Raw genomic sequence first — 16807 nt, 5'->3', positions numbered from 1 at the left:
GTCCGGACCATGGCCTATCAAGCTCAGGAAATCTTCTTCCGCTCCAACGCTCCCGTCACCGTGGACGAGGACAAATGCATTGCCGAAAAGGGCTGCACCGTGTGCGTGGATGTCTGCCCGATGGATTTGCTGGCGATCAATCCGGCGACGCAAAAGGCCTATATGGCGTTCGATGAATGCTGGTACTGCATGCCGTGCGAGAAGGATTGCCCGACCGGCGCCGTGAAAGTCGACATCCCCTATCTCCTGCGTTGACCCACGATCGAAATGTGGGAGGGGGCTTGCTCGCGAATGCGGTGATCCAGCTAGCACATCGACATCTGACACACCGCTTTCGCGAGCAAGCTCGCTCCCACAGTGGATCGAGTTACTGCACAAATTGAATACGCCAGAAATCCTATGGGAGCGAGCTTGCTCGCGAAGAGGCCACCCCAGACAAACCAAAGCCATCCGGAAAACCCCGGACGCTGGATTCACCGAAAACCCCTCGTTTCCCACCGCGCCCTGATCGCGGCGGAGACGAACAGCCAATAAATGATTCGAGGGGAAACACTCATGTTGCGTGCAGCAATCGCCGGTCTGGTACTGGCTTCGTTCACCGTGTCGGCCTCAGCCGAAACCATCCGTATCGCCATCGGCACCCAGGACACCACCATCAACTGCGCCGCCGGCGGGCTGTTGATTCGTGAGCTCGGTCTGCTCGATAAATACCTGCCCCACGACGGCGCCTACAAAGACGCGAAGTACGACGTGCAGTGGAAGAATTTCACCAGCGGCGCGCCGCTGACCAACGAGATGGTTGCCGGCAAACTCGACTTCGGCGCCATGGCCGATTTCCCCGGCGCATTCAACGGTGTCGCGTTCGAAACCGCTGGCAAGCACAGCCTGTTCATCAGCGTGCTGTCGGGGAGTATCAAGGGCAGCGGTAACGGCATCGTCGTGCCGAGCGCGTCTGGCGTGCAGTCGCTGAGCGAGCTCAAGGGCAAGACCATTTCCGTGCCGTTCGCCTCCACGGCCCACGGCATGCTGTTGCGTGCAGTGGCGGAGCAGGGCTGGGATCCGCTCAAGGACGTCAACATCATCGCCCAGCCGCCGGAAGTCGCTGGCTCGGCGTTGCAGGCCGGCAAGATCGACGCTCACGCCGATTTCGTGCCGTTCGCCGAACTGTTCCCGAGCCGAGGCTTCGCCCGCAAGATCTACGACGGTGCCCAGGCCAACGCGCCGACCTTTCACGGTGCGCTGGTCGATCAGGCCTATGCGAAAAAGTACCCGGAGATTGTCGTCGCGTACCTGCGCGCCAGTATTGAAGCCAATCAATTGCTCGCCGCCGAACCTGAGAAGTACAGCGAACTGATCAGCAAAGTCACTGGCGTCGATGCCGAAGTGAATTACCTGTTCCACGGCCCGCTCGGCGTGCAGACCCGCGACCTGAGCTGGAAGCCGGAATATCGCCAGGCGGTCGGCACGGCTATCGATACATTGAAGTTGTTGAAGAAGGCTGATCGCGGCCTCGATCTCAATACCTTCATCGACGATCAATACATCCGTGCGGCGTTCAAGGCGTCGGGTCTGGACTACACGGCGCAACTGGCGAATTACGCGCAGACGCCGTTGCAGGCTACAGATGCGGCGACCGGGAAAGCGATCACCGACTTCAGCCATGTCGCGGAAATCTGGGTGCGGGGGGAGGACAAAGTGCGCCGCTACGCCTCTGCCGAGTCTGCGTTCACCGCGTTGGCGACGTTGAAGCAGGAAGGCAAAAACATTCGTGCGGTGTATGCCCAGGCCAGTGACAGCGGCATCAAGTTGTTGGCTGAGCAGGCATGGTTTGCCAGCGATGCGAAAGGGCGGCTGAGTGCGTTTTTGCTCAAGGGCGAGGCCCAGCAATTTGCCTCGACGCAGGGCGGCAAGGTTTTCGATTTCACCGATGCCACGGCCCAAGCCGTCGCCGCGCGCTGATAGAAGATCAAAAGCCCCTCACCCTAGCCCTCTCCCGGAGGGAGAGGGGACTGACCGCGGTGTTTGGTCAAGGTACGCCGACCTGAAATACCGAGCCGGACTCAGGTTTGAAAAGCATGAAGATCGGCCCTCTATCGAGCCGAACTCAGGTTTGAAAAGCATGAGGACGGGTTCGTTAATGAGCCGAACCGAGGTTTTGAAAGCAGAAGGACGGGTTCGTTAATGAGCCGAACCGAGGTTTTGAAATGCATGAAGATCGGCTCCCTTTCCCCCTCGCCCCCCTTGGGGGGAGAGGGCTGGGGTGAGGGGGGTAAATCTCAGCCTTCAAACAAATCCAGAACTGGAAACCCGCTCGATGAAATCACCCACCCTACGCTGGACATCAAGAGCCGCCTCCTTGCTGCTCTGCCTGCTGTTCTGGCAACTCGCCGCCAGCCATCACTGGAACCTCGGCCTTGTCACCTTCGCCAACGTGCCCACTCCGTTGGCCGTGATCGAAGCGGCATTGGGCCTCGGCGACTCCGGCAAGCTTCTGCAACACCTGAGCGCCAGCCTCAGCCGCGTGTTCGCCGGTTACCTCGCGGCACTGCTGATCGGCATCGCCCTCGGCCTGGCCATCGGCCGCTCGAAATGGGCCGAAGACCTGCTGCTGCCACCCCTTGAAGTCTTGCGCCCGATCCCCGCCGTGGCATGGATTCCGCTGGCAATCCTGATGTTCCCGTCCTCGGAACTGTCGATGGTCTTCATCACCTTCACCGGCGCGCTGTTCCCGATTTTGCTCAACACCGTGCATGGCGTCGAAGGCGTCGATCCACGCCTGATCGCCTCGGCAAAAAGCCTTGGGGCAGGGCGCCGCGCGATCCTGCTGGAAGTGATTCTGCCCGGTGCCGCGCCCAGCATCATCACGGGTCTTGCGATCGGCATGGGCACCTCGTGGTTCTGTCTGGTGACGGCAGAAATGATCTCCGGCCAGTTCGGTATCGGCTACTACACCTGGGAGTCCTACACCATTCAGAACTACGCCGACATCGTCGTCGGCATGCTGCTGATCGGTGTGTTGGGTATGGGCAGCAGTCTGCTGATCAAACGCTTGGGCGGGTTGTTCACGCCCTGGCATCGACCGCGAGGAAAAGCCTGATGAGCGTGATGCAAACCCCGGAAGGGCGGATCGATATTCGCCAGTTGTCCATCGTCCTCGGCCAGGGACGTGAAGCCTTCGAAGCGGTACGGGAGCTTGATTGTCAGATCGAAGCGGGCCAGTTCGTGTGCATTCTCGGCCCGTCCGGTTGCGGCAAATCGACGTTGCTCGGGGCGTTGGCCGGGCATCTCGGTGCACACGCCGGCAGCCTGAAAGTCGATGGCGCGGCGGTGTCCGGACCGTCGCCACAGCGCGGCATGGTGTTCCAGCATCACACGCTGTTTCCGTGGCGTACGGTGCGTGACAACGTCGCCTTCGGCCTGAAGATGCGCGGCATTGGCAAGACTGAACGTCATCGCGCCGCCGATGAAATGCTCAAACTGGTTGGTCTCGAAGGTTTCGCCGAGCGCTGGCCCGATCAGCTCTCGGGCGGCATGCAGCAACGGGTGGAAATCGCCCGCGTATTGGTCAACCGTCCACGCCTGTTGCTAATGGACGAGCCGTTCGGCGCGCTGGATGCCTTGACCCGGTTGAACATGCAGGAACTGCTGCTGGACATCTGGACGCGCATCCGCACCACGGTGGTGTTCGTTACTCACGACATCGATGAGGCGCTATTCCTCGCCGACCGCTTGCTGGTGATGAGCGCACGACCGGGGCGAATCATTGAAGATTTGCGCCTGGATTTCGCCCGACCACGCGCCAGCGAACTGATCACCAGCCCCGAGTTCTCTCGACTCAAACGCCACTGCCTCGACCTGTTGCGCCACGACAACGACCGACCGCTGCCGCGCCTCAACCCGCTCGGCCTGCCTCCCGAAAACCCTTTGCCGCGATTTGCCCTATGACCTCTATTTTTGCTGTGACCGATAACGATGAAATCCTCGCCCTGCAACCGCGCCTGACTGCCGAAGACGCCGGCGTACGGCGCATTGCCCTGATTGATCTGGCGGATCTGGAGGAGCCGGACGGTTTGCTCTGGCTGGTTGATCGTCTGGGGCAAGATCCCGCCGAAGAAGTCCGCGCCGAAGCCGCGCGCTTGCTTGAGGCCTGGGAAGATGCGGAGGTCGTGCAGGCCTTGTGCGAAGCGCTGACCGATCCGTCGCCCGCCGTACAAGCCGCCGCCGCGCAGAGCCTGAGCCTGCTCAAGAGCGAAGCGGCGGGGCGGGTGATTCTGCCGTGGACCGCTCACGCCGACATCAGCGTGCGCATCGCCGCGTTTCGCGCCTTGCGTGAACTGCGTTTCGCCGACGCGGCTCCGGCTGCGGTTGCTGCGTTGAACGATGCCGACGCCAATGTCCGTCGCGAAGCGGTGGGCGTGCTCGGCTGGCTCAAACAACTCGACGCACTGCCAGCCTTGGCCCGATTGGCCAGCGACGACCCGGACACCGAAGTACGCCGCGCCGCTACCGGTGCCCTTGGTCTGGCGTCGGGTGCCGAAGTCCTCCCGGCTCTGCGCCATGCCTTGCAGGACAATGCCTGGCAAGTCCGTGAAGAAGCCGCGACCACCCTGGGCAAGGTCGGTCACCGCGACGCCGGCCCGGCCTTGGTCGAAGCCTTGAACGACGACTATTGGCAAGTGCGCCTGCGCGCCACCCGCAGCCTCGGCCGTTTGCGTTTCACGCCAGCGCTGGACGCCTTGATCGACACCCTCGGCCATCGCATCAGCAACCTGCGCAAGGAAGCCGCGCTGGCCTTGGGCGAATTGAATGATCGCGGCGCCGTGGCCGCGTTGCAGGCGGCGCAGGATGACGGCGACCCGGAAGTGCGCAAAGCCGTGCGCATTGCTTTGGGTCAGCTGCAATGAATCCGCTGTCAGTCGCCAACTCCCGAAGCGAAGGCACGTTGCGCCTGAGCTGGCCGGACGGCCGCGAACAACAGCTCGAACACGCCGACCTGCGCCGCCAGTGCCCGTGCTCGCAATGCCGCGCGTTTCGCCTGAAAGGTCTGACGCCGCTGGTGGATGACCGCGTGCGCCTGATCGAACTCAACCCCCAGGGCTACGGCGTGCAACTGGTGTTCAGCGACGGCCATCAGCGCGGGATCTACCCGTGGGCCTATCTGGCAAACCTCACCCCATGATCCACCACAACCCCCTGTAGGAGTGAGCCTGCTCGCGATAGCGGTGTGTCATTTAACAATGGTGTTGGCTGATCCAACGCTATCGCGAGCAGGCTCACTCCTACAAAGGATCTGCGCAGTATCCAGGTTATTGCGCAGCCGTCATCGCCGGCCGGCAGCCATGGAATATGTCCAGCCCCGGCTGATACACCGACGTCCTCACTTCAAACCACCCCAGCACCGAGTGGAACAGGTTGTCATGGCTCAAATCCGCCTGCCCGGTCTTGCCTTGCAGGCAACCGCGATCAATCCCTTCACGGGCGAGCGTGCCGTCGCCGAACCACATCACCATCGGCACATGGGTCTGTGCTTGCGGCGCCAGCGCATAGGGCGCTGCGTGCAGGTACAAGCCATTCTCGCCCAGTGATTCGCCGTGGTCGGAGACATACACCATCGAGGTGTCCAGCGAGGCCTGATTGCGCTTGAGCAATTCGATGACCTTGGCGAGGAAGTGGTCGGTGTACAGAATCGTGTTGTCGTACACGTTCACCAGTTCATCGCGGCTGCAACTGCCCAACTGGTTGGTGTGGCAAATCGGTTTGAAACGCTCCATGTCTTTCGGATAGCGCTCGTAGTACTCGGGGCCGTGGCTGCCGTCGGCGTGCAGAACGATGATCGCGTGGCCCTTGAGGCTGTCGATGTAGCTTTGCAGGTCTTGCAACAGCGCTTCGTCGAGGCAGTTGTTACCGTCGCAGAATGGCCCCGGCTGATTTTTTGAAATATCCCGATGCGGCACACGCAGGCAGGTGCCTTTGCAGTCGCTGTTGTTGTCCAGCCACAGCACTTGCACGCCGGCGCGCTGGAGAATGTCGAGCAGGCCTTCGTAGGTTTTGCCTTTCTTGTCGCTGTAATCCTCACGCGGGAACATCGAGAACATGCACGGCACCGAGACCGCCGTCGACGTGCCGCAGGAGTGCACCTGGGTGAAGTTGAGGATGTCGAGTTTGCTCAGCTCGGGATTGGTCTCGCGTTCATAACCGTTCAGCGAGAAATGATCGGCGCGGGCGGTTTCACCGACCACGAACACCATCAGCGATTTCTTCTCGCGGCTGGCCGCCTTGGCGCTCATCACCGCGTCCTCGCCAATGGTCTGCACCACAAAGTGCTTTTTGATGCCCAGACGTTGCCTGGTGTACTTGCTGATCGCGTAGATGTAGTTGGTCGGGTTGATGAAGTGAGTGAGCTGGTCTTCTTCGCGAAAGATCGGTGCGTAGGTCGAATAGAACGCGCCCACCGACGCGGCGATCACCAGCACACAGGCGATGATCACCAGGATCTTGTTGAGCAACCCGCGAAAGAACGGCCGATAACTCACCGGCCAGCGCCAGATCAGCACCGCCGGCAACACGCCGAGCAACAGCAGGTAAGCCAGCAGTTTGCCGCTGAACAGCGCGGTGGCTTCGGCGGGATTGGTTTCGAAGACGTTCTGGATCATCACCGTGTCGATGGTGATGCCGTATTCGTTCATGAAATATGCGGCGCACGCCGAGAGCAGGGCGACCACGGTGAGCAGCGGTTTCAGCGTCCAGCGGAACGACACCAGGGTCAGCAGCAGGGTAATCGCCGCCCACAGGAACAATCCGAACGAGGCGAAAAACGCCACTTTGTGCGCGCCTTGCAGCGTGATCAGCGTGCCCAGCGCTTTCCAGGTCGCCAGGTTGTACAAGGCCACCAGCGCCAGGGAAAACAGCAGTACCAGCCGGGTAGGAGTGATGGACGGTAGACGCAGTCCGTTGCCCAAAGCCATGTCAGACATTCCTCTACATAAATAGATAACCACGCGCTTGCGCGGGCAACTGTAGAAGAGCATTGGTCAAAAATTCGTAAACATCCTGTAACAACTGTCTGGCTGGCTCACCACCATTAAAACGGTGGGAGCGGGCTTGCTCGCGAATGCGGTCGTTCATTCAACGTTTATTGCGACTGACCTACCGCTTTCGCGAGCAAGCCCGCTCCCATAGATAGACAGCGTTTTTTTCAGAAGGATTTGCTGAGGCTGGCGACGACGGTGGCGGTGCAGACGTCTTTGAAGCCCCAATTACTCAGGCACTGACTCTGCGAAAGATCAGTGTCGATATAGCTCAACCCCAACTCCACCCCGGCCAGATTGTGGGTGAGTTTGACTTCCCACTCGCGATAACTGTCCTGCGCCTGCCCGGACGCCGAATACAAATACGGATCCTTGAAATCCATATTGCCGTAACGCAACTTCAAGCCCGAGTCGAACGGCAACTCGGTTTCATAACCGATGTAGGTGTAAAGCGAACTCTGTTTGCTATCGATCCCCGGCGCATCACTGGAGTAATACGCCGCCAGCTTCACCCCATAAACCCCGAGAATCCCGTACACCTCGCTCTGGTTGAACTGGCTTTCCTTGGGGTAGGCGTACTTGAGGTAGCCCAGATCGAGGCTGACGTCCTCGGTCGCCTGCCACAGCCAGCCGCCGTAGTAATCGACTTCCTGGCGGGTTTTCAGGCCACTGCCGAAATCGACGTTGGAACTCCACGCGCCGAGGTACAGACCGCTGCTGTGAGCAAGGGTCAGACCGGCCTGCATGGCAGGGTCGTTTTGCGTTTGCGAGATACCGCGCGTGCGGTAATCGCTGGCTAAAGTGAGATCCACCAGCAGCGCAAAGTCATCGTTCAAAGGGATCGCTTGGCTGCTCAACGGCAGCACGCTCAACAAACTCAGGGCGAACAGAGGCAAGGCTTTCATGTGAAGTCCCGATGTTGTGATTGTTATTGGGGCAGTACGAGAACTGCGGGGGGGGGCGATCTCGACCACCCGCACAGACCCTGTGGGAGCGAGCCTGCTCGCGAAAGCGGTGGTTCGTTCAGCATTGATGGCGACTGATACGCCGTCTTCGCGAGCAGGCTCGCTCCCACAGGGGGGAACAGTGTTGTTATTTTGCGGCGGTGTAGACCTGACGGCCGCCGAACCAGGTTTGCAGCACCTGGGTGTCATGCAGGGCCTTGTTGTCGACGCTGAACACATCGCGATCAAGCACGATGAAATCCGCCTGCTTGCCCGGCGTCAGCGAGCCGATCTGCTTCTCCAGGCCAATCGTGCGCGCGGCGTTGATGGTGTAGGCGTAGAACATGCTTTCGCGGTCCAGACGCTCATCGGCATTGAGCACGCCCAACGGGCCGACCCGAGTAATCGCCTGGGCCATGGCGTTGAACGGATTCGGCGAAGACACCGGCCAGTCACTGGCGCCAGCAATCGTTGCGCCCTGTTTCAGCAGCGAGTGCGCCGGGTATTGATAGCGGAAGGCGAGGGCGCTGACGTAGGGCTTGATCATGTCGGTGGTGTAATCGTCGGCGCTGGCCCACAGCAATTGCATCGAGGCGATCACGTTGAGCGGCTGGAAGCGGGCGAACTCTTTCGGGTTGACCATTTGCAGGTGAGTGATCGAATGAGTCACGCCGCTCTGGCGATCCTTGCGCGCCTGGGCGATGCCGTTCAGTGATTCCCGCACGGCGCGGTCGCCGATCGCATGGATGTGCACCCGCCAGCCGCGCTGGTCGATGGCGCTGACCAGTTCGCCAAAATGTTGCGGATCGATCAGCAACTCGCCCTGTTTGTGCGAATTGCTGTAGGGGTCGATCATCGCCGCGCTCTGCGCCGGGAACTCGATCACGCCGTCGGCGAAAATCTTGATCCCGGGCAGGGTCAGGTTGGCAATGCCCTGAAATTGCTGGCGCACCTTGTCCAGCGTATCGAGGTCGGCGGGTACGCTTTTCGGGTTGGCCACCAGCAGCGCCGCGACGTGGACGCTCATGTCGCCGCTTTCCGACAGGGCTTTATAGGCCGGCAGCACACCGACGGTTTTCTCGGTGGGTTTGAGGGCGAACACCGCCTCACCCGGTGCGGCGTTGGCGGCGGGGTCCATCCATGCAGTGATGCCGAGGCTGTTGTTGTAGCGCACCGCTGATTTCGCCGCATTCAACATGTCGACAGGGCTCGGCACCGGCATTTTCGAGGCGACCCGATCCCATCCGGCGTCGACCACAAAGCCATTCGGCTCACCGTTGGCCAGTTTGCCGATGGTGTCTTTTTCCGCGTCGGGCAGGGTTTTCAGCATGGCCGCATCAATCCCGGCGCGTTTGAGCATGACGTTGTTGGCCCACGCCGTGTGGTGGTCGCTGCCGATAAACACCACCGGCACATCGGCCCATTCGCCGGTGTTGAAGGTTTTGCCCAAGGCCTCGGCCTGCGCCCAGTAAACCGAACTCATGCCGGCAATGCTCAGCACATCGCCGTGTTTGGCTTTGCCGTTTTCACGCCAGATGCGCAGGCGCTTTTGCAATTCGTCGAGGCCGATGACTTCGTCTTCCATGTTCGCCGAGACCATTTCCAGCCCGCCGAAAATCGCGTGAGAATGGCTGTCGATCAGGCCGGGCATCAGCGCTTGGCCCTTGAGGTCGATGACCGTTGTGCCGGGTTCGATCAGCGCTTTGACCTGCGCATCCGTGCCGACTTTCAGCACTTTGCCGTCTTCCACGGCCAAGGCTTGCACCTTGGGCTGAGTGCGGTCGGCGGTAAAAATCTTGCCGTTGAGGAGGATCAGGTCGGCGGCGGCCATGGCTTCCATCGAGGCAAAACTTACGGCGCTTAGCAGCAGACTCGGGATGAATCTTTTCATTGAAGATTTCCTTGTTATTGCGTCTGATGGCGAGATTAGTGGCTGACGCCGGCCGACAGAACGCCCGCCTCACGAAAAACGTTTTTGCCTGAATGGAAAAAGCATGGACAAGTTGGGTGCATTGAAAATGTTCGTGGTCACCGCGCAACTCGGCAGTTTCAGCCGCGCTGCCGAGCAGTTGGGCAAAACCCCATCGGCGCTGACCAAAGCGGTCAATCATCTGGAGGCGGAGCTGGGTGCGCGGTTGTTCGAGCGCAGCACGCGACGGATTTTGCTCACTGAAATCGGCCGGGTGTATCTGGAAACCGCGCGGTTGGTGTTGCAGCGACTGGACGAGGCCAGCGAGGAAATCGAGCAGTTGCAGCATGGCTTGCGCGGCAGCCTGAAAATCACCGCGCCACTGGCGTACGGGCGGGCGTTTCTCGACCAAGTGTGTGATGGTTTTTTGCAGCAATACCCGCAGATCAGCCTGCAAGTGGACCTGTGCGATGCGTTTGTCAATTTGCTGGAAAGCGGTTACGACCTGGCGCTGCGTGAGGGCCACGATGATTTGCCGGGGCTGATTGCGCGGGTGGTCGGCAGTAACCGTCTGGCCCTGTGCGGCAGCCCCGACTATCTGGCGCGCAAGGGTTTGCCGGTCAACCCGCAAACCCTCGAACAGCATGAATGGCTGCTCTATCAGCACCCGTTGCTCAGCCGCGAGTTCTGGTGGGCCGAGCGCGACGGACAGCGCTTGAGCCTGGCGCAACCGGCGGCGCCGCGATTGCGCAGCGACAATTATGATTTGTTGCTGGCCAGCGCCCTGGCCGGGCGCGGTTTGCTGCACACGCCGCTGTGGAGCGCCGCACCGTACATTGCCGACGGGCGACTGGTGCGGGTCATGGCGGATTACGACATCGACCCGGACAGCTTCGGCCCGCACATTCTCGCGGTGTACCCGAGTCATCGGCGGGCCACGGCGAAAGTCGTCGCGTTTATCGATTACATCGCCGCATTCCTCACCGAACGCGGCCTGAGCTGACTCCCGTTTCACTCGTCAGCTCTTGCGTCGGCTCAGGCCGACTGGCGGCGCTTGTCAGGAAAATCCTACAGGAGTACAAATGTACTCCATGACGAACCTGACTCCCCGCCGTACCGCCATCCTGACTTTTATCCGCGAACGCATCGCCGAACACGGTCAGTCCCCAAGCCTCGCTGAAATCAGCGAGGCTTTTGGTTTTGCCTCGCGCAGCGTGGCGCGCAAGCATGTGCTCGCGCTCACCGAAGCCGGGTTTATCGAGGTCAATCCGCATCAGGCCCGGGGCATTCGCCTGCTCGGGCAACCGGCGCGCCCGGAATTGCTCGACATCCCTGTGCTCGGCCGCGTCGCTGCCGGTGCGCCGATTGGCGCCGATGCCGACATCCATCGCCGCTTGATGCTCGACCCGGCACTGTTCTCCCGCCCACCCGATTACATGCTGCGGGTGCAGGGCGATTCGATGATCGAGGACGGCATCCTCGACGGCGATCTGGTCGGCGTGAAGCGCAATCCCGAAGCGCTCAACGGCCAGATCGTGGTGGCGCGCCTCGACGGTGAAGTCACCATCAAACGCTTCGAACGGCTGGGCGATGAAGTGCGGCTGTTGCCGCGCAACCCGGCGTACCAGCCGATTGTCGTGCGTGACGATCAGGATCTGGCCATCGAAGGGGTGTTCTGCGGTCTGGTGAGGCAAGGCTGATGGGCGCCGTCGTTGCGTTGGATACGCTGTTCAATGGCGGCCAGGTCTGGAAAGGCCGGCCTGCGCCACCGGCCGCCAGTCCGCAACCGACCGGGCATGCCGCGCTGGACGCGGCACTGCCCAGCGGTGGCTGGCCGGAAGCGGCACTGAGCGAAATCCTCCTGGCCGGTCCCGGTGTCGGCGAACTGCAACTGGTCTGGCCGACACTGGCGCGGCTGTCGGCGGCGGGCGAGCGCATCGTGCTGGTGGCGCCGCCGTTCGTGCCGTACCCGCAAGCGTGGGCAAACGCCGGGGTTGATCTGCGCCAGTTGTCGGTGATCCAGGCCAGCGAGCGCGATGCCTTGTGGGCAGCGGAACAATGCCTGCGTTCGGGCAGTTGCGGCGCGGTGCTGTGCTGGCCGCACAAGGCCGATGACCGCGCCTTGCGGCGTTTGCAGGTGGCGGCGGAAACCGGTCAGACCCTGGCATTCGCCTGGCGCCCGTTGAGCGAAGCGGTCAACCCGTCACCGGCGGCGCTGCGCATCGCCATCGACGCCAGACCTGCGCAGTTGCGCGTGCTCAAGTGCCGTGGCGGTCTGGCGCGTACGGCACCGATTGCCTTTGCCGTGGGTCACTGAGGTCGCCATGCGCTGGGTGTGTATTTTGTTCCCGCAATTGGCCCTCGACGCCGTGCTGCGTCAGCGTCCCGATCCCGATGAGCCGTTGGTGCTGCTCAACGGCCCGGCCCAGCGCCGCGTGCTGCAAGCGGTCAACCCGGCGGCGCGCAAACTCGGGTTGCGCGCTGGCCAGTCGATGACCGCCGCCCAGGCCATGAGCAAAGGTTTTGCCACCGCTGATTACGAGGCCGCCGAGGTCGAACACTGGCAGCAGTTTCTTGCCGCGTGGGCCTACGGTTTCAGCGCGCAGGTCAGCGTGCATTACCCGCGCGCCGTGGTGTTCGAGATTGAATCCAGCCTGGGCCTGTTCGGTACCTGGGCGCAGTTCGAAGCACGACTGCGCCAGGAACTGACCGATCTGGGCTTTCGCCATCGCATCGTTGCCGCACCGAATCCGGTGGCGGCGCGGGTACTGGCCAATGCTTACGACGGCTTGGTGGTGCCGGACGGTGAAGCCTTGCAGCATCACCTCGGCCAGTTGCCGGTCGACCGCGTCGGTCTGGAACCGGCAGTGGCCACGGCGTTATCGCGCATGGGCCTGCGCACTCTCAATCAACTGCAGAGCCTGCCGCGTCAGGCACTGGCCCGGCGCTTCGAAGCGCAGATGCTCAAGCACCTCGACACCCTGTTCGGCGCGCGGCCATTGGCGCTGGAGTTTTACCTGCCGCCGGATCGTTTCGACGTGCGCATCGAACTCAACTTTGACGTGCAGTCCCATCAGGCGCTGCTGTTCCCGTTACGCCGTTTGACTGGTGATCTGTCAGCGTTCCTCTGCGGGCGTGACAGCGGCGTGCAGCGTTTCGATCTGCATCTTGAGCACGCCGGGTTGCCTGACAGCGTAATCAAGGTCGGCCTGCTCAGCGCCGAACGTGATCCGGCGATGCTCTTCGAACTGGCGCGCGGGCGACTGGAACAGGTGCAAGTCGAGGCACCGGTGCGCGGCTTTCGTCTGCGCGCCGAGGACCTGCCGAGCTTCGTGCCGCAGTTTCAGGAATTGTTCGATGACCGTCCGCAGCAGACCCTGCCCTGGGAACAATTGCGCGAACGCCTGCGCGCACGCTTGGGTGATGACGCGGTGCAAGGGCTGCGTTTTCAGGCCGATCATCGTCCGGAGTGCGCGTGGCAGCACGGCGTCGACAAACAACCCTGCGCAGGCTTGCCGAATGTGCATCGTCCGGGCTGGTTGCTCGGCGAGCCGCAAAGCGTGGCGCAAGGTTCGGCGCGAATTCTCATGGGCCCGGAACGTATCGAGTCCGGCTGGTGGGACGGTGACGATGTGCGCCGCGATTATTACCTGATCCAGAACCGCGCCGGTCAGCAGGGCTGGGCTTATCGGGCGGTGGGTGAGGGCGGTCCGCTGTGGCTGCAGGGCTGGTTTGCATGAACGACGGTTATGCCGAGTTGCACTGCCTGTCGAACTTCAGTTTTCAGCGCGGTGCCTCCAGTGCGCTGGAACTGTTTCAACGGGCGAAAAAACACGGCTATCAGGCACTGGCGATCACCGATGAATGCACGCTGGCCGGAATCGTTCGGGCCTGGCAGGCGGCGAAATCGGTGGAGCTGCCGCTGGTCATCGGCAGTGAAGTGCGTATTGAAAACGGCCCGAAACTGGTGCTGCTGGTGGAGAACCTGGCGGGTTATCAAGCGCTGTGCGGCTTGATCACCCGTGCGCGACGGCGCACGCAAAAAGGCCAGTATCAGGTGCTGCGCGAGGACTTCGCCGAGCCATTGCCGGGGTTGCTGGTGTTGTGGGTGCCGGACTCACTCGATAACGTGGAGGAGGGCCGCTGGCTGCAGCAGACCTTCGGCGAACGGTTGTGGCTGGCGGTGCAATTGCATCGTGGGCAGGACGATCAGCAGCGGCTGGCGGCGTTGTTGGCGCTGGCCGCCGAGTTGCAGATTCCCGCTGTGGCCAGCGGCGATGTGCACATGCACGCCCGTGGCCGCCGTGCCTTGCAGGACACCATGACGGCGATCCGTCATCACGTGCCGGTGGCCGAGGCGGGATTACGCCTGCATCCCAATGGCGAGCGGCATTTGCGCAGTGTCGAGGTGTTGCGCGAGTTGTATCCGCAGGCCTTGCTGGATGAGTCGGTGAGCCTGGCCCGACGCTGCACCTTCGATCTGGGCGAGTTGCGTTATCAATACCCCAAAGAGCTGGTGCCCGACGGACACAGCGCCAGTGCCTGGCTAAGGCAACTGACCAAGGAAGGCATCGCCTGGCGTTGGAAGAAGGGCGCGCCCTTCAAGGTGTTGAGGCAGATTAACAAAGAGCTGAAGCTGATCGCCGAACTCGGCTACGAAAGCTACTTCCTTACCGTACATGACGTGGTGCGCTTCGCTCGCGAGCAGAGGATTCTGTGCCAGGGCCGTGGCTCGGCGGCCAACTCGGCGGTGTGTTTTGCCTTGGGCATCACCGAGATCGACCCGGATCGCACCACGCTGCTGTTCGAACGCTTCATGTCCAGGGAACGTAACGAGCCGCCGGACATCGACGTCGATTTCGAGCACGAACGCCGCGAAGAAGTCCTGCAATACGTATTTCGCCGTTATGGCCGTGGTCGTGCAGCGCTGACGGCGGTGGTCAGCACCTACCACGCTGCCGGCGCGGTACGCGATGTGGCCAAGGCCTTGGGCCTGCCGCCGGATCAGATCAACGCACTGGCCGATTGCTGCGGCCACTGGAGCGATGAAACGCCGCCGGTCGCGCGTTTGCTCGAAGGCGGCTTCGACCCCGACAGCCCGGTACTGCGCCGGGTGCTGAGCCTGACCGGGCAGTTGATCGGCTTCCCCCGGCACCTGTCGCAGCACCCCGGCGGCTTCGTGATTTCCGAGCAGCCGCTGGACACACTGGTGCCGGTGGAGAACGCCGCCATGGCCGAGCGCACGATCATTCAGTGGGACAAGGACGATCTCGATGCGGTCGGCCTGCTCAAGGTGGATATCCTCGCCCTCGGCATGCTCAGCGCGATTCGCCGCTGCTTCGACCTGCTGCGTCGGCACCGCAATCTGGACCTGAGCCTGGCGACGATTCCGGCCGAAGACAAACCGACCTACGACATGATCAGCCGCGCCGACACCGTCGGTGTGTTCCAGATTGAGTCGCGGGCGCAGATGTCGATGTTGCCGCGCCTGAAACCGGCGAAGTTCTACGACCTGGTGATTGAAGTGGCCATCGTCCGCCCGGGGCCGATTCAGGGCGGGATGGTGCATCCGTATCTGCGCCGCCGGAACAAGGAAGAAGAGGAAACCTACCCGTCGCCAGAACTCAAGGTCGTTCTGGAAAGAACCCTCGGCGTACCGCTGTTTCAGGAACAGGTGATGCAGATCGCCATCGTCGCCGCTGATTACAGCCCCGGCGAGGCCGATCAGTTGCGTCGCTCGATGGCCGCATGGAAGCGCCACGGCGGACTGGAACCGCACAAGGCACGCCTCGCCGCCGGCATGAAGAAAAACGGCTACACGCCGGAATTCGCCGCGCAGATTTTCGAGCAGATCAAAGGGTTTGGCAGCTACGGTTTTCCCGAGTCCCACGCCGCCAGTTTTGCCTTGCTGACTTACGCCAGTTGCTGGCTCAAGTGCCACGAACCGGCGGCATTCGCCTGTGCGCTGATCAATAGCTGGCCGATGGGCTTCTACAGCCCGGACCAGATTCTCCAGGACGCGCGCCGACATCATTTGCAGATCCGCCCGGTCGACGTGCGCGCCAGTGACTGGGATTGCAGTCTGGAAACCACGACGGCGGCGCAACCGGCGATTCGCATGGGCCTGCGGATGATCAAGGGCTTTCGCGAAGACGATGCCCGGCGCATCGAAACGGCGCGCGCGCGCGGGGCGTTTGCCGATGTCGCCGATCTGGGCGAACGGGCGGCGCTCGACAGTCGGGCGCAGGCGTTGCTCGCCGATTCCGGGGCGTTGCGTGGCCTGGCCGGGCATCGGCATCGGGCGCGCTGGGAAGTCGCCGGGGTGCAGAAACAATTGGGCCTGTTTGCCGGTTTGCCGAGTCAGGAGGAGCCGGAGGTGCTGCTGCCCAAACCCAGTGTTGGCGAGGATCTGCACGCCGATTACAGCACCGTCGGCACCACGTTGGGGCCGCATCCGCTGGCGCTGTTGCGTGGCGAACTCAAGGCCCGGCGCTGCCGCAGTTCGCAGGAATTGCTTGAGGTCGAACACGGCCGACCGGTGAGCGTCGCCGGGTTGGTGACCGGACGGCAACGACCGGGCACCGCCAGTGGCGTGACCTTCGTGACCCTCGAAGACGAGTTCGGCAACGTCAACGTGGTGGTCTGGCGCGATCTGGCCGAGCGTCAGCGTCAGGTATTGGTGGGATCGCAATTGCTCAAGGTCGATGGCCGCTGGGAACGCGAAGGTGAAGTGCGCCACCTGATTGCCGGCCGCCTGAGCGACCTCAGCCCGCTGCTCAATGGCATCCGCGTGCAGAGCCGCGATTTCCACTGATCAACACGATCCCTGTAGGAGTGAGCCTGCTCGCGATAGCGGTGTGTCAGATACAACATTGCTGACTGATCCACCGCCATCGCGAGCAGGCTCACTCCTACAAAGGCTTGCG

The 16807-nt window shown here is 62.1% G+C and carries 14 protein-coding genes; 11 read left to right on the top strand and 3 right to left on the bottom strand.

Annotated elements, in window-relative coordinates:
• The first annotated feature begins 9 nt into the window (after nucleotides 1-9).
• The 6 genes from ACM6IV_RS09895 (at nucleotide 10) to ACM6IV_RS09870 (ending at nucleotide 5179) form a co-directional block, all read left to right on the top strand.
• Entirely contained in the window at nucleotides 10-255 is a 246-nt protein-coding gene (locus ACM6IV_RS09895) for a ferredoxin family protein (protein WP_003225615.1), read from the top strand.
• A 279-nt stretch (nucleotides 256-534) separates the two neighbouring features.
• The gene (locus ACM6IV_RS09890) at nucleotides 535-1959 is read left to right on the top strand and encodes an ABC transporter substrate-binding protein (protein ID WP_414869800.1); all 1425 of its coding nucleotides are present in this window, start codon (nucleotides 535-537) and stop codon (nucleotides 1957-1959) included.
• A 355-nt stretch (nucleotides 1960-2314) separates the two neighbouring features.
• Entirely contained in the window at nucleotides 2315-3097 is a 783-nt protein-coding gene (locus ACM6IV_RS09885; RefSeq protein WP_414869799.1) for an ABC transporter permease, read from the top strand.
• The gene (locus ACM6IV_RS09880; protein WP_414869798.1) at nucleotides 3097-3945 is read left to right on the top strand and encodes an ABC transporter ATP-binding protein; all 849 of its coding nucleotides are present in this window, start codon (nucleotides 3097-3099) and stop codon (nucleotides 3943-3945) included. Before ACM6IV_RS09885 ends, ACM6IV_RS09880 begins: the two co-directional genes overlap by 1 nt.
• A complete protein-coding gene (locus ACM6IV_RS09875) occupies nucleotides 3942-4904 on the top strand; it encodes a HEAT repeat domain-containing protein (protein WP_414869797.1) in 963 nt (320 codons plus the stop codon). The genes ACM6IV_RS09880 and ACM6IV_RS09875 overlap by 4 nt, the downstream gene beginning before the upstream one ends.
• Complete coding sequence (locus ACM6IV_RS09870; protein WP_414869796.1) at nucleotides 4901-5179, top strand: DUF971 domain-containing protein; 279 nt, start codon at nucleotides 4901-4903, stop codon at nucleotides 5177-5179. The genes ACM6IV_RS09875 and ACM6IV_RS09870 overlap by 4 nt, the downstream gene beginning before the upstream one ends.
• Before the next feature lie 127 nt (nucleotides 5180-5306).
• On the opposite strand, the gene ACM6IV_RS09865 is transcribed toward ACM6IV_RS09870, so the two are convergent.
• From ACM6IV_RS09865 to ACM6IV_RS09855, 3 genes are all read right to left on the bottom strand, one after another.
• Nucleotides 5307-6965 (bottom strand): phosphoethanolamine transferase, encoded by a 1659-nt coding sequence (locus ACM6IV_RS09865; protein WP_414869795.1) that lies wholly within the window; start codon nucleotides 6963-6965, stop codon nucleotides 5307-5309.
• A 230-nt stretch (nucleotides 6966-7195) separates the two neighbouring features.
• Nucleotides 7196-7933 carry a TorF family putative porin gene (locus ACM6IV_RS09860; protein ID WP_414869794.1) on the bottom strand — a complete coding sequence of 246 codons (738 nt, stop codon included), beginning with the start codon at nucleotides 7931-7933 and terminating at the stop codon, nucleotides 7196-7198.
• A gap of 187 nt (nucleotides 7934-8120) precedes the next feature.
• Nucleotides 8121-9863 (bottom strand): amidohydrolase, encoded by a 1743-nt coding sequence (locus ACM6IV_RS09855; protein WP_414869793.1) that lies wholly within the window; start codon nucleotides 9861-9863, stop codon nucleotides 8121-8123.
• 103 nt (nucleotides 9864-9966) lie between these two features.
• Here ACM6IV_RS09855 and ACM6IV_RS09850 point away from each other — a divergent pair, with 103 nt between their 5' ends.
• From ACM6IV_RS09850 to ACM6IV_RS09830, 5 genes are all read left to right on the top strand, one after another.
• Nucleotides 9967-10884, top strand: a complete 918-nt coding sequence (locus ACM6IV_RS09850; protein ID WP_414869792.1) for a LysR substrate-binding domain-containing protein — start codon at nucleotides 9967-9969, stop codon at nucleotides 10882-10884.
• A gap of 79 nt (nucleotides 10885-10963) precedes the next feature.
• A complete protein-coding gene (lexA, locus tag ACM6IV_RS09845) occupies nucleotides 10964-11581 on the top strand; it encodes a transcriptional repressor LexA (protein ID WP_414869791.1) in 618 nt (205 codons plus the stop codon).
• Entirely contained in the window at nucleotides 11581-12198 is a 618-nt protein-coding gene (gene imuA / locus ACM6IV_RS09840) for a translesion DNA synthesis-associated protein ImuA (RefSeq protein ID WP_085710132.1), read from the top strand. Before lexA ends, imuA begins: the two co-directional genes overlap by 1 nt.
• A gap of 7 nt (nucleotides 12199-12205) precedes the next feature.
• Nucleotides 12206-13621, top strand: coding sequence for a Y-family DNA polymerase (locus ACM6IV_RS09835; protein ID WP_414869790.1), 1416 nt, complete (start codon nucleotides 12206-12208; stop codon nucleotides 13619-13621).
• Nucleotides 13597-16695, top strand: a complete 3099-nt coding sequence (locus tag ACM6IV_RS09830; RefSeq protein ID WP_414869789.1) for an error-prone DNA polymerase — start codon at nucleotides 13597-13599, stop codon at nucleotides 16693-16695. Before ACM6IV_RS09835 ends, ACM6IV_RS09830 begins: the two co-directional genes overlap by 25 nt.
• The last annotated feature ends 112 nt before the right edge of the window (nucleotides 16696-16807 follow it).

It is taken from the genome of Pseudomonas sp. IT-347P (assembly GCF_949768005.1).
Taxonomy (GTDB): Bacteria; Pseudomonadota; Gammaproteobacteria; order Pseudomonadales; family Pseudomonadaceae; genus Aquipseudomonas.
This window is presented reverse-complemented; position numbering and strand designations above follow the sequence as displayed.

Coding starts and splice junctions, on each gene's coding strand:
- ACM6IV_RS09890 (WP_414869800.1), top strand. CDS start 535: ATGATTCGAGGGGAAACACTCATGTTGCGTGCAGCAATCGCCGGTCTG.
- ACM6IV_RS09895 (WP_003225615.1), top strand. CDS start 10: ATGGCCTATCAAGCTCAGGAAATCTTCTTCCGCTCCAACGCTCCCGTC.
- imuA (WP_085710132.1), top strand. CDS start 11,581: ATGGGCGCCGTCGTTGCGTTGGATACGCTGTTCAATGGCGGCCAGGTC.
- lexA (WP_414869791.1), top strand. CDS start 10,964: ATGTACTCCATGACGAACCTGACTCCCCGCCGTACCGCCATCCTGACT.
- ACM6IV_RS09865 (WP_414869795.1), bottom strand. CDS start 6,965: ATGGCTTTGGGCAACGGACTGCGTCTACCGTCCATCACTCCTACCCGG.
- ACM6IV_RS09880 (WP_414869798.1), top strand. CDS start 3,097: ATGAGCGTGATGCAAACCCCGGAAGGGCGGATCGATATTCGCCAGTTG.
- ACM6IV_RS09885 (WP_414869799.1), top strand. CDS start 2,315: ATGAAATCACCCACCCTACGCTGGACATCAAGAGCCGCCTCCTTGCTG.
- ACM6IV_RS09875 (WP_414869797.1), top strand. CDS start 3,942: ATGACCTCTATTTTTGCTGTGACCGATAACGATGAAATCCTCGCCCTG.
- ACM6IV_RS09850 (WP_414869792.1), top strand. CDS start 9,967: ATGGACAAGTTGGGTGCATTGAAAATGTTCGTGGTCACCGCGCAACTC.
- ACM6IV_RS09870 (WP_414869796.1), top strand. CDS start 4,901: ATGAATCCGCTGTCAGTCGCCAACTCCCGAAGCGAAGGCACGTTGCGC.
- ACM6IV_RS09855 (WP_414869793.1), bottom strand. CDS start 9,863: ATGAAAAGATTCATCCCGAGTCTGCTGCTAAGCGCCGTAAGTTTTGCC.
- ACM6IV_RS09860 (WP_414869794.1), bottom strand. CDS start 7,933: ATGAAAGCCTTGCCTCTGTTCGCCCTGAGTTTGTTGAGCGTGCTGCCG.
- ACM6IV_RS09835 (WP_414869790.1), top strand. CDS start 12,206: ATGCGCTGGGTGTGTATTTTGTTCCCGCAATTGGCCCTCGACGCCGTG.